The following is an 11,981-nucleotide window of genomic DNA, read 5'->3' as shown; positions in this document are numbered from 1 at the left end:
GGGTACTTTGTGCACCCTTCCCGCTCCTAAGCTGTGTCCTCCCCCGCCGGGTCAATCCGGACTCCTGCCCGCTCCGAACCATACACATGACAAAGCTGCGAGAACGGATTACCGGCCCCGCCCCCATGGCCGCACTGGCAGGCGTGGTGGCAGCCGCCGTCGTCCTTGCCGTTGCGGAGCTGATCGGGGCCTTCTTCACCGCCAGGGCAACACCGCTGTTTGCCTTGGGGTCCACCTTCATCGACTTCACGCCGCCCAGGTTGAAGGACTTTGCGATCGCCACCTTCGGCACCAATGACAAGGCGGCCCTATTCGTAGGCATGGGCCTGACGATCGCGGTGCTCGCCTGCATCCTTGGCGTGGTGGCCTACCGGAAATGGGCGCTGGGTGTCCTGGGTGTCCTGTTCATGGGGGTGGTGATTGTGGCCTGCGTGGTGACCCGTTCGGGTGTGGGCGCCGCAGACGCCATCCCTTCCGTGCTGGGAACCGTCGCCGGGCTGATGGTCCTCCGCCGCCTGATGGTGCCGCTGTGGGGGCTGAAGGCGTGGCCGGAGTCGCCGGCGGATAAAGCGGCCGACGGCGGCGAACAGGCTGGGAGCCATGGCACCAGTCGGCGCCGCTTCTTCGCTGCTGCCGGGATCACTGCCGTGGCGGCGGGCATCGCTGCAACGGGTGGACGGCTGCTGGCTGCCGCGCGCAGCAATGTGGCCCAGGCCCGGGAAGCGCTGAGCCTGCCGTCGCCGGCAAGGGCCGCAGCCCCGGTGCCGGCCGGGGTCCAGTCCCCGGTCCCCGGCGTTCCGCCGTGGGTGACGCCCAACGGTGAGTTCTACCGCATCGATACGGCCCTGAGCGTACCCGGAAGTCAACGTTGATGACTGGGAGCTGCGTGTGCATGGGCTGGTGGAGCAGGAAGTGACCCTCACGTTCCAGGACCTGCTTGACGCCGAACTGATCGAATCCCAAGTCACCCTGACCTGCGTATCCAACCCCGTGGGGGGCAACCTGGCCGGAAACGCCAAGTGGCTGGGCCTTCCCATCCGCGATGTCCTGGCCCGCGCCAGGCCCAAGGACGGGGCGGACATGGTGCTGTCCACGTCAATCGACGGCTTCAGTGCCTCCACTCCCCTGGAGGTCCTGCAGGATGACCGGGACGCCATGCTGGCCATCGGCATGAACGGCGAGCCGCTGCCGCTGGAGCACGGCTACCCCGTGCGGATGGTGGTTCCCGGGCTGTACGGGTTCGTCTCCGCCACAAAGTGGGTGGTGGACCTGGAGGTCACCCGGTTCGCGGACAGCAAGGCCTACTGGACAGAGCGCGGCTGGTCCGAGCGCGGGCCCATTAAGACGATGGCACGTGTGGACGTGCCCAAATCCTTCGCGAAAGTCCCCGCGGGGAAAGTCGCCGTGGGCGGTACCGCATGGGCCCAGACGCGCGGCATCACCAAGGTGGAACTCCAGATCGACAACGGCGACTGGGTGGAAGCCACCCTCTCCACTGAAGCTTCCACCGTCACCTGGCGCCAGTGGTCCTACGAGTGGGATGCCACACCCGGCCCCCATTACATCAAGGTCCGGGCCACCGACGGGAACGGGGAGGTCCAGACGGACCAACGCGCCGATCCGGTCCCTGACGGCGCATCAGGCTGGCAGTCCGTGATGGTCACCGTGCAATAGCTGCTACGCGCCGCCGGGCTGACCGGGCATCTGCGGGGCTGGCCCATAGACTGGCAGTATGCCGCACAACCCGCATGCCACCTTCACCGTGGACTCCGCCGTCGAACTGGCCGTGATCGAGCGCAGTGGCTTTGTGGAGTCCCGGCACATCGGTTCAGCCGTCCTCCTGTCCGCCGACGGCTCGGTGGTCACCGAGCTCGGTGACATCAACACGCCCATCTTCGCGCGATCCACGCTCAAGCCGTTCCAGGCGCTGGCCTCCATGCAGTCGGGTGTTCCGCTGCGGGGTGCCCAGGTGGCCATTGCCTGCGGAAGCCACACGGGATCCCTGGACCACATGGATGTGGTGGCGGGCATGCTCAAGGCGGCCGGAGTCCGTGAGGACCAGCTGCAGTGTCCGGAAGCCTGGCCGCAGGATGAAACGGCCCGGAACTGGTTGGTGCGCTCGGAAAAGGGGAAGTCGCGGCTGGCGTACAACTGTTCCGGGAAGCATGCCGCTTTCCTCTGGGCCTGCACCGAAAACGGGTGGGACACGCACAGCTACCTGGAGCCGAACCATCCACTGCAGCAGCGGGTCCGCACCGTCATCGAGGAATACACCGGCGAGAAGATCGCGCACCTGGGGATCGACGGCTGCGGCGCCCCGGTGGCAGCTGTTTCCCTGAAAGGCCTGGCCCGGGCCTACTCCCACTTGGCCAAGGCTCCCGGCGACCAGAGCTTCAGCGCCAGGGCCGCCACCATCGCCACCTCCATGCTCGATTACCCGTGGGCGGTGCAGGGCCGCGGCGAAGCCAACACCCTGGTGATGGACGAACTGGAGATCATCGCCAAAATCGGGGCTGAGGGAGTCCTGGCCATGGCCACGCCCCAGGGGGTTTCCGTTGCGGTCAAGATCCTTGATGGAAACGTCCGCGCCACCTCGCTGGTGGCCCTGACCCTCCTTGCCGCGGCGGGGGCCGTGGAGATCCCGGGAGTTGCCAGCGCCCTGGAGCAGGTGGTTGAACCCGTGCTCGGCGGCGGCCGTCCGGTGGGGAAGATCAGGTTGGGCCCGGCGGTTTCCGCGCTCCTGGACTGACTTGGTCACCCCTGAAAGGAAGACTGAACGCATGGCCGTAGCCCGCCGTCGTATTGACGTCCTGGAAGGCAAAGCAGCACTGAAGGCGTGGCAGGAAGCTGCCCGGCGGCCGTCGGATGCTCCCCTGCCGCGGACCGTCCTGGCCACTGCCGTCAGATACTCATTGGAGGAGCTGACGGCGCGTGCGCCGGGGAACTCGGTGGAGGTGCGTGTGCCGCCGTTTGGCGTCACCCAGTGCGTTGAGGGCCCGCGGCATACGCGCGGCACCCCGCCCAACGTGATTGAGTGCGACGCCGCCACCTGGCTTGCGCTGGTGACCGGCCAGTTGGGCTGGGCAGACGCCGTAGCCGCCCACAAGGTTGCTGCCTCGGGCCTCCGCGCGGACCTCTCGACGCTCCTGCCGCTCTAACCCGTCACCCCTACGACCCCTTGAGTTTTTGGGCAGATACGGGGACCTCCGCGCCCCCAAAGTCGTCATAGCTGTCCAAAAAACTCACCGCTGCCACCCTTGTTTCCGCAGAGCCTGGGAGACTCTCGACACCACCCACTCCGGCCCCCGCTCCATATCGATGCGATTAATCTTGACCTGCCGCCAACCCGCTTCCACCACGCGCTGGTCCCGGTAAGAATCCAGGGCCTGCTGCTCCGGCGAGAGGTGGTGCAAGCCCTCGTATTCGACGCAAGTGCGGAAACGCCGGCTTCCGAGATCCGTCCACACCGGCCTCCCGAATACGTCGTCCACCCGGCAATTGGGCTTGAACTCCGGAAGCCCGGCGCCGTCCAGCATCAGGCGGAGTTTCGTTTCCGGTGGTGAATCGACGCCTACACGCACACGGTCAAGCGCTTCCCTCGCCTTCCGGACGCCGTGGATCCCGTTGGCCCCATCCACGAATCCCCGCAGCTCAGCCAGAGGCACCATCGGGCGCCTGGGCTCACCGAAATTCCTCGCATGCTCACTGATGATGGCATCCCCCGCGACGATGAGGTCGTCCACCGGCAGGACGGAACCAAGGTCCACCCAGGTCCGGGGAATTGATGTCAGTCGCAGCCCGTCGATGTAGATGAGGTCTCCGTCGCGGACCTTCAGCAAATGTCCGGCGATGCCTCTGCGCCGGGGAAGGGAGCCGCCGCCTTTCCTGGAGAGGTGAAGGAACCGCCCCGGCTGACGAAAATGACTGCCTGATTTCTTGCCCCAGGGCACAGGTTCCACGGCGGCCGTAACAGGGCCGCCGCCGTCCGGCCTGAACTCCGCCCAGGGAGGCAGCGGAAAGCCGAGAATCTGGGCGGCGGTTATCAGGCTTGCGAAAGTTTCCGCGTCCTGACGGGTGTGCGTGCGGACGAGGGCTGCCAGTTCCGGCGGCGCTGATTTCGGCACGCGCAGTCCGCGGCTGGGCCGGTACAGGTCTGCAGCGAAAAGTCTGCTCGTTGCCAGGCCTGCACGCTCAGCTTCCGCAATGGAAAAGGGCAGAAAGTTCAAACCTTCAGGCAAGGGTGACAATCTGCTCATGCTCCATTGAGCCACCTGTCGGCACCCCTCGGGAGGTTATCCACAGGCCACTGCAACTTCCGCAGAGTTTTTGGACAGATACAAGGACTTTGCCGGCCCGGAAGTCCCGTTATCTGTCCAAAAACTCCGGAGGTGGGGGCGTCAGCCGCGGCCTATGAACGGCATGCCCGCTGCGGTGACGACCACCGATCCCACGCTGGCCGAGGCCGGCATATTGGCCATCATCAGCACTGCGCGCGCCGCGTCCGCCACGGGAAACATCGGTTCCACCTTCCGGCTGCCGTCCGCCTGCAACGCCCCCGAGCCGACGCCGATGGTGTCCATGATCTCCGTGGCTGTGTTGCCGATATCGATCTGTCCGCAGGTGATGCCATAGCCCCGGCCGTCCAGTTCGATGCTCTTGGTCAGGCCTGTCATGGCGTGCTTGGTGACGGTGTAGGCCACGGTCCGTGGCCGGGGCGAATGCGCCGAAATCGAGCCGTTGTTGATGATCCGCCCGCCCTGGGGCTTCTGCCCTTTCATGGCCCGGACTGCTGCCGCTGCGCAGAGCATGGACCCGGTGAGGTTCACGGCGACGGTGGCGTTCCAGTCCTCCAGGCTGATTTCGTCCACCCCGGCCGCCGGACCAAATACGCCGGCATTGTTGAAGAGCACATCCACGCGCCCCCACTCTTGGCGGGCTGCGGCGAAAAGCCGCTCGACGTCGTCGGGCCGGGTAACGTCGCAGGGCACCACGAGTGCGTCAGCGTGCCCTCCAGCCGTTTCCTTCAGCTGCGCCTCCCGGCGGCCCGCAAGTGCCACGCAGTAGCCTTCGGCCAGCATCTGGCGGACTACCTCCCGGCCGATGCCGGACCCGGCCCCGGTGACGACGGCGACTCTACAGATCTGGTCAGTGGTGCTCATCGTGTTCTCCTTGCCGGGCCGGTCATAATTGCATCGTACGTCCACCTCTACATAATCTCGAAGAGCAAAAGTGTTTTCTCACAATACGAAAACCTAAGCACCCATGCGTTCAAAGATGAAAAGAGGCTGCCGTGGCTGCAGGAGAAGAGACCTCCCATATCCTCAGCGGGTTGACTAACCAGCTGCCTGATCGTGATCCGGAAGAGACTGCCGAGTGGGTTGAGTCCCTGGATGCGTTGATCAGGGAACAGGGCACCGAGCGTGCCCAATACATCATGCGGAGCCTGCTGCAGCGCGCGGGCGCGCAGAGCGTCGGGGTGCCGATGGTGACCACCACCGATTACGTGAACACGATCCCGGTGGACCAGGAAGCGGAGTTCCCGGGCAACGAGGAGTTTGAGCGCCGGTACCGGGCGTACATGCGGTGGAACGCCGCGGTCATGGTCCACCGGGCGCAGCGGCCCGATATCGGCGTCGGCGGGCACATCTCCACCTACGCGGGTGCGGCGACCCTGTATGAGGTCGGGTTCAACCACTTCTTCCGCGGCAAGGACGCCCCCGGCGGCGGGGACCAGGTCTTCTTCCAGGGCCACGCCTCCCCCGGCATGTACGCGAGGGCGTTCATGGAAGGCCGGCTCTCCGAGGAGGACCTGGACGGGTTCCGGCAGGAAAAGTCCCGGGAAGGGCACGCCCTGTCCTCCTACCCGCACCCGCGCCTGATGCCGGACTTCTGGGAATTCCCCACGGTGTCGATGGGCATCGGGCCGATGAACGCGATCTACCAGGCGCAGAACAACCGGTACCTGCACAACCGGGGCCTGAAGGACACCTCGGACCAGCAGGTCTGGGCGTTCCTGGGCGATGGTGAGATGGACGAACCCGAGTCCCGTGGCCTGCTGCAGCTGGCGGCGAACGAGAACCTGGACAACCTGAATTTCGTGATCAACTGCAACCTCCAGCGCCTGGACGGGCCGGTGCGCGGCAACGGCAAGATCATGCAGGAACTCGAGGCGTTCTTCCGCGGCGCGGGCTGGAACGTGATCAAGGTCGTCTGGGGCCGGGAATGGGATGACCTGCTCACCCGCGACACCGACGGGTCCCTGGTGAAGATCATGAACGAGACCGTGGACGGGGACTACCAGACCTACAAGGCCGAATCCGGCGGGTTCGTCCGCGAACACTTCTTCGGCAAAACCACCCGCAGACCAAGGACCTCGTCGCGGACCTGACCGATGACCAGATCTGGAACCTCAAACGCGGCGGCCACGACTACCGCAAGGTCTACGCCGCGTACAAGGCAGCCACCGAATTCAAGGGCAAACCCACCGTCATCCTCGCCCACACCGTCAAGGGCTACGGCCTGGGCCCGCACTTCGAGGGCCGCAACGCGACCCACCAGATGAAGAAACTCACCCTCGATGACCTGAAGAAGTTCCGCGACCACCTCCGGATCCCCGTCACCGACGAAGAGCTCGAGAAGGACGCGTACCGGCCCCCGTACTACCACCCCGGCACCGGCGCCCCCGAAATCAAGTACATGATGGAACGCCGCGCCGCCCTGGGCGGCTCCGTCCCCGAACGCCGGAACACCCACGACCAGATCGTGCTGCCCGAGGACAAGTCCTACGAGGTCGCCAAGCGCGGCTCCGGCAAACAGCAGGCCGCGACCACCATGGCGTTCGTCCGGCTCCTCAAGGACCTGATGCGGGATAAGAACTTCGGCAAGCACATCGCCCCGATCATCCCCGACGAAGCCCGGACCTTCGGGATGGACGCGTTCTTCCCCACCGCGAAGATCTACAACCCCAAGGGCCAGAACTACCTCTCCGTGGACCGCGACCTGGTCCTGGCCTACAAGGAATCCGCACAGGGCCAACTGATCCACCCCGGCATCAACGAAGCCGGCGCCGTGGCAGCCTTCACCGCCGCCGGAACCTCCTACGCCACCCACGGCGTGCCCCTGGTCCCGGTCTACGTGTTCTACTCCATGTTCGGCTTCCAACGCACCGGCGACGCCTTCTGGGCCGCCGCGGACCAAATGACCCGCGGCTTCATCATCGGCGCCACCGCAGGACGGACCACCCTCACCGGCGAAGGCCTCCAGCACGCCGACGGCCACTCCCCCCTGCTCGCCTCCACCAACCCCGCAGTCCTCACCTACGACCCCGCCTACGGCTACGAAATCGGACACATCATCCGTTCCGGCCTCGAACGCATGTACGGGCCGGACTCGACAGACAAGAACGTCATGTACTACCTCACCGTGTACAACGAACCCATCATCCAGCCCGCCGAACCCGAAAACCTCGACATCGAAGGCGTCATCAAGGGCATCTACCTGCTCGCCCCGGCGCAGGTCGCAGGCCGTGAAGATAATCGTCCCCGCACCCAGATCCTCGCCTCCGGCGTCTCCGTGCCCTGGGCCATCGAAGCACAACGCGTCCTGGCCGACGACTGGAACGTCTCCGCCGACGTCTGGTCCGTCACCTCCTGGAACGAACTGCGCCGCGACGGACTCGCCGCCGAAGAGGAAGCCTTCCTCAACCCCGGCCAGCCCGCCCGCACCCCGTTCGTCACCCAGCAACTCGAAGGCGCCACCGGCCCCATCGTCGCCGTCAGTGACTACATGAAGGCCGTCCCGGACCAGATCCGCCAATTCGTCCCCAACGAATTCGCCACCCTCGGCGCCGACGGCTTCGGCTTCTCCGACACCCGCGCAGCAGCCCGCCGCTTCTTCAAAAACGACACCCACTCCATCGTGGTTAAAGCGCTGCAGATGCTCGCCGCGAGGGGCGAGATCGAGGAGGGCACGCCGTCGTACGCTATGGACCGCTACAAACTCCTGGACGTCAGCGCCGGCACGACGGGCCGGGCAGGCGGGGACGCCTGACAACCCTTGGAGTTTTTGGGCAGCTACAAGGACCTCCAAGCGGTAGAAGTCACGATATCTGCCCAAAAACTCCAATAGGGTGCAGCTATGGGGATCGCGGATGAGGTCAGGACCACCGGCGTAGTGCTGGCCGCAGGTGCGGGCACCCGCCTGGGCCTGGGCCCGAAGGCTTTACTGCCGTACCGCGGGCGGCCGCTGGTGGAAAGCATCGCGGGCAGGATGCTCGACGGCGGCTGCCGGGAGGTGGTGGTGGTCCTCGGCGCCGGAGCGGCAGACGTTGAAGCCGCTGCCAGTCTGGATGGCTGCCGGGTGGTGGCCAACCCGGGCTGGGAGTCAGGCATGGGAAGCTCCTTCCTCCTCGGTCACCAGGCCGCAGACCCGGCCGACCACCTGCTGATCGCCCTCGTGGACCAGCCGGGCCTTACCCCGGGAACGGTGGAGCGGCTGCTGTCCCGCCACCGCCCCGGGCGGATCACCGCCGCCGCGTACCGCCGTCGTGACAGCCAAGGTGAGGCGGGACTCCGCCGCGGGCATCCCCTGCTCATCGATGCCTCCCTGCGCCAAGCGGTGTGCGCAACGGTATCGGGCGACGCCGGGGCGCGCGGCTTCCTGCAGGCGCATCCGGACCTGGTGGATGAGGTGGACTGCAGCGACCAGTCCACCGGCGAGGACGTGGATACGCCGGACCAGCTCCATCTGCTCGGTTAGGGCGCAGCCTTCAACAGGCAGCGCGACTTTGGTCCCTTCCCCGCCGGTGCAGGCGGTGCCACGCTTCTTACATGATGTTGGGACGCAAACTGGCGGGCGCGGCAGGGACGGCAACTGCCCTGTATGGAGTCTGGGTACGCCCCCGGCTCAATCACTGGGGCGCAACAGATGAGGAAGTTTACGGCCCGTATCCCGGCGCCGACGTGGTTCCCAACGGCAAAAGAGGGGCAACCATGGCCGTCACCATCAACGCCCCGCCGGACGAGGTATGGCCGTGGCTTGTCCAGATGGGCGGGGACCGTGGCGGCTGGTACTCCTGGGACCATCTGGATAATGCGGGGCGCCCGAGCGCCCGGACAGTCCACCCGGAGTGGCAGGACATTTCGCTCGGTGACAAAGTGAAGTACTGGACCCGCAGCCAAGGCCCGGTGGACGCCTGGACGGTGGCAGCGCTCGAGCCGAACCGCTTCCTGGGGCTGCATGGGTTGAGCGACCTGATGGGGCGCCCCCTTGACGCGGCACAGCCACGGCCGCCTGCCTATACGGAAGGGCTCTGGGGCTTCCTGCTTAAGGAGTTGCCCGGAGGGCGCACCCGGCTCGTCATCGGCGGCTATGAGGTCTTGCGCCCCCGGTGGCTCTCTTTCTGGCTTCCCCTCGTGGTCTGGATCATGCAGGCACGAATGATGTCCGTCCTGAAGCGGAATATCGAACGCGCAGCTGGTAAGGCCCCGCAAACGGCATAACAACGGGTCAAGAGGCGACACCCCTAGCAGGCACCCATCCCGGCCTCCAGCAGCTGCTCCAGTCCCCGTTTGAATCCGGACCGGCCGCCGTGGGCGGGATGGCGGATCCTGGGTGCCGCAAGGCCGCTGCGCAACAGGCTGTGTTGCGCCACGTTGCCCACCGCCACAATCGAGCTGATGCCGAACAGCTCCGAGAGCTCCTGCCAGAAAGGCGTCCCCAGCTTCGTTTCCGAGGGTTTGGGCGTGCGGTTGGACAAGGGATTCCCCGGCTGATGCGGATGCCAGGGAAATGCACTCCACAGCAACGGAAGGAGGCCCACCTCTTCCAGGACCTGCCACAGCACCGTTGCAGTTGGTTCGGCGGCAATTCCCGCAGCGTCGGGCGGCAGCACGTAACCCTTCCCGGGCCCGAAGAGCCCGAAGCTGTTGGCCGGGCCGTCAAGGATGGTCCGGTTGGTGAAGGGCACCCCGGTGATCCGCATTCCCCTGAACCCCGGCGCCTCCCCTACCAGCAGTACCTTGGGCCGCCGGTCCAGCATCTCCTGCAGGTAGATCTCGAGGTTGTGCCTGCGCAGCGCGTTCTCCGGGAGAGCCTGGTCGAAGAAATTGGTACACCCGGAGCCTGTCTCCACGGCGGCGAGCCGGCGGACAAACGAGCTGATGGACACACCAGTCATTGACCGGCCTGATCCAGCACCGCGGCCACGCGTGCAGCAGCCGCGGAGTCGGCCTTGGCCAGCCGGGCCTTTTTGAGGTTCTCCCGCACCATCCAGCGCACGTCCCTGTCAGGGGTGGCCGCCCACCGCTCCAGGAGCCGGAAGCCCGCCGCGGGAGACGCCGCTATGGCAACACTCCAGCAGTAACCCAGGCCCTGCCGCAGCACCCGGAATGGTTCGGTACGCCGGGTGCCGGCATCCGCACCCACAACAGAGGCCGTGATCCGGTCCAGCGCCTCCAAGGCACGTGCGGCGTCCTGCGGCGCGCCAAGAAGACGGGGTTCACAGATACCGGCCGCAACGGCGCGTTGGACCAGCGGCGGACCAGCCACCCAATCCTGGACCAGGGCCCACAACGCGGGCATATTGGTGTCGCCCAGCCGCTGGAGGGCCATGGCAACGCCTTCCCGCACCCGCCAGCGGGGATCGGAGGCCAATGCCCTCAGGGTCTGCGCGGCCTGCCCGTCGCCTTCGGTCAACAGGCGCCCCCACCCTACGGCACCGCACGTCGCCAGATACTCATCCTGGCTCCCCGAGCACCACCGGATCAGGGCAGGGTCAGCCATGTCGGCAAAAGCTTCCGCGAGCTCGATGTTGCCTCTGGGCCCTGGAAGGCCCGATTCCGCATTCAGGTACGCCACCCACTGGTCAGGAGGCAGGGAACGCAGCACGGTTCGGTAATCCGATCGTTTGCCCACCAGCAGACTCCCCGGTACTTATGCGCCCGTGACCGTTGCGGACCTGCGGCCTACCAGCGCGGGTGGATAGCCTCGCGGAAGTAGTGGTCGTAGATCCAACGGACGCCGTCATCGAATTCCTTACCGACGCTGACCGTGGCTGCGGCGGCATTGGCCCTGGCCTGCTCCACGTTGCGTGCCCCGGGAATCACGGAACTGACACCGTCCTGCGCCGCAATCCACGCGATGGCCGCCTGCGCCGTGGTGGTGCCCTCCGGCACCAGCTGCTCGAACTCCGCCACGGCCTTCAGGCCCAGCTCATAGTCCACGCCGGAGAAGGTCTCACCGACATCGAAGGCTTCGCCCTGGCGGTTGTAGTTCCGGTGATCATTCTCCGCGAAGCTGGTGTCCTTCGTGTACTTGCCGGACAGCAGGCCGGAAGCCAGCGGCACGCGGGCAATGATGCCCACCCCGGCGGCCTTCGCGGCGGGAAGGACTTCATCCAGCGGCTTGAGCCGGAATGCGTTGAGGATGATCTGGACCGAGGCTGTTCCCTCGTGGCGGATCGCCTCGAGGGCCTCATCGGTGCGCTCCACGCTGACACCGTAGTTACGGATGGCCCCTTCGGCGACGAGGGTGTCCAGGGCGTCGTAGACCTCGTTGTTGCTGTACACGGGCGTGGGCGGGCAGTGCAACTGGACCAGGTCCAGGGTGTCCCTGCGCAGATTCTTCCGGGAGCGGTCCACCCACTGGCGGAAGTTGGCCAGGGTGTAGTTTTCCGGACGCTGTTCCATCCGGCGGCCCATCTTGGTGGCCACGGTGACACCGAGGCCGGGGTTGTCCGCCAGGAATTTCCCGATGGCCTGTTCGCTCTTGCCGTCGCCATAGACGTCGGCCGTGTCGAAGAACGTGACACCCGCTTCCACCGATGCCGCCAGGATGGCCTGGGCCTGCGCCGGGTCAACGTTGCCCCAGTCCGCGCCGAGCTGCCAGGTGCCCAGCCCCACGACGGACACGTTCCGTCCGGTCTTGCCTAAAATCCGCTGTTCCATCCCCCGACTATATGGGGTTGTCCCGGAGCTGGGTGA

General features: G+C 66.2%; 9 protein-coding genes and 2 pseudogenes. 6 read left to right on the top strand and 5 right to left on the bottom strand.

Features of this window, described 5'->3' with window-relative positions:
* The first annotated feature begins 86 nt into the window (after positions 1–86).
* From QFZ57_RS08265 to QFZ57_RS08255, 3 genes and pseudogenes are all read left to right on the top strand, one after another.
* Positions 87–1,674: pseudogene (locus tag QFZ57_RS08265) on the top strand (molybdopterin-dependent oxidoreductase).
* Between the two features lie 58 nt (positions 1,675–1,732).
* The gene (locus QFZ57_RS08260; protein ID WP_306629965.1) at positions 1,733–2,749 is read left to right on the top strand and encodes an asparaginase; all 1,017 of its coding nucleotides are present in this window, start codon (positions 1,733–1,735) and stop codon (positions 2,747–2,749) included.
* 31 nt (positions 2,750–2,780) lie between these two features.
* A complete protein-coding gene (locus tag QFZ57_RS08255) occupies positions 2,781–3,158 on the top strand; it encodes a sterol carrier family protein (protein ID WP_306899416.1) in 378 nt (125 codons plus the stop codon).
* Between the two features lie 84 nt (positions 3,159–3,242).
* On the opposite strand, the gene QFZ57_RS08250 is transcribed toward QFZ57_RS08255, so the two are convergent.
* Complete coding sequence (locus QFZ57_RS08250; protein WP_306899414.1) at positions 3,243–4,226, bottom strand: endonuclease domain-containing protein; 984 nt, start codon at positions 4,224–4,226, stop codon at positions 3,243–3,245.
* A 171-nt stretch (positions 4,227–4,397) separates the two neighbouring features.
* A complete protein-coding gene (locus tag QFZ57_RS08245; protein ID WP_306899413.1) occupies positions 4,398–5,159 on the bottom strand; it encodes an SDR family oxidoreductase in 762 nt (253 codons plus the stop codon).
* A 131-nt stretch (positions 5,160–5,290) separates the two neighbouring features.
* On the opposite strand from QFZ57_RS08245, the pseudogene aceE reads away from it, so the two are divergent.
* From aceE to QFZ57_RS08230, 3 genes and pseudogenes are all read left to right on the top strand, one after another.
* A pseudogene (aceE, locus tag QFZ57_RS08240) lies at positions 5,291–8,049 on the top strand (pyruvate dehydrogenase (acetyl-transferring), homodimeric type).
* A gap of 87 nt (positions 8,050–8,136) precedes the next feature.
* Complete coding sequence (gene nboR / locus QFZ57_RS08235) at positions 8,137–8,757, top strand: nicotine blue oxidoreductase (RefSeq protein WP_306899411.1); 621 nt, start codon at positions 8,137–8,139, stop codon at positions 8,755–8,757.
* Between the two features lie 71 nt (positions 8,758–8,828).
* Positions 8,829–9,500 (top strand): hypothetical protein, encoded by a 672-nt coding sequence (locus QFZ57_RS08230; protein ID WP_306899410.1) that lies wholly within the window; start codon positions 8,829–8,831, stop codon positions 9,498–9,500.
* 23 nt (positions 9,501–9,523) lie between these two features.
* Here the strand turns inward: QFZ57_RS08230 and QFZ57_RS08225 are convergent, their stop codons facing one another.
* From QFZ57_RS08225 to QFZ57_RS08215, 3 genes are read right to left on the bottom strand one after another with little or no spacing between them, the layout of a single operon-like run.
* A complete protein-coding gene (locus QFZ57_RS08225) occupies positions 9,524–10,177 on the bottom strand; it encodes a uracil-DNA glycosylase (RefSeq protein WP_306629958.1) in 654 nt (217 codons plus the stop codon).
* The gene (locus tag QFZ57_RS08220; RefSeq protein ID WP_306899407.1) at positions 10,174–10,914 is read right to left on the bottom strand and encodes a HEAT repeat domain-containing protein; all 741 of its coding nucleotides are present in this window, start codon (positions 10,912–10,914) and stop codon (positions 10,174–10,176) included. The genes QFZ57_RS08225 and QFZ57_RS08220 overlap by 4 nt, the downstream gene beginning before the upstream one ends.
* 50 nt (positions 10,915–10,964) lie before the next feature.
* Positions 10,965–11,945, bottom strand: coding sequence for an aldo/keto reductase (locus QFZ57_RS08215; RefSeq protein ID WP_306629956.1), 981 nt, complete (start codon positions 11,943–11,945; stop codon positions 10,965–10,967).
* Positions 11,946–11,981: the final 36 nt, after the last annotated feature.

This window comes from Arthrobacter sp. B1I2 (assembly GCF_030816485.1).
GTDB lineage: Bacteria > Actinomycetota > Actinomycetes > Actinomycetales > Micrococcaceae > Arthrobacter.
The sequence above is the reverse complement of the archived record's forward strand: the minus strand, read 5'-3'. Positions and strand labels throughout refer to the sequence as shown.

Excerpts from the sequence above, each read along its gene's own strand:
- QFZ57_RS08260 (WP_306629965.1), top strand. The coding sequence starts at position 1,733 with ATGCCGCACAACCCGCATGCCACCTTCACCGTGGACTCCGCCGTCGAA.
- QFZ57_RS08255 (WP_306899416.1), top strand. The coding sequence starts at position 2,781 with ATGGCCGTAGCCCGCCGTCGTATTGACGTCCTGGAAGGCAAAGCAGCA.
- QFZ57_RS08245 (WP_306899413.1), bottom strand. The coding sequence starts at position 5,159 with ATGAGCACCACTGACCAGATCTGTAGAGTCGCCGTCGTCACCGGGGCC.
- nboR (WP_306899411.1), top strand. The coding sequence starts at position 8,137 with ATGGGGATCGCGGATGAGGTCAGGACCACCGGCGTAGTGCTGGCCGCA.
- QFZ57_RS08230 (WP_306899410.1), top strand. The coding sequence starts at position 8,829 with ATGATGTTGGGACGCAAACTGGCGGGCGCGGCAGGGACGGCAACTGCC.
- QFZ57_RS08225 (WP_306629958.1), bottom strand. The coding sequence starts at position 10,177 with ATGACTGGTGTGTCCATCAGCTCGTTTGTCCGCCGGCTCGCCGCCGTG.
- QFZ57_RS08215 (WP_306629956.1), bottom strand. The coding sequence starts at position 11,945 with ATGGAACAGCGGATTTTAGGCAAGACCGGACGGAACGTGTCCGTCGTG.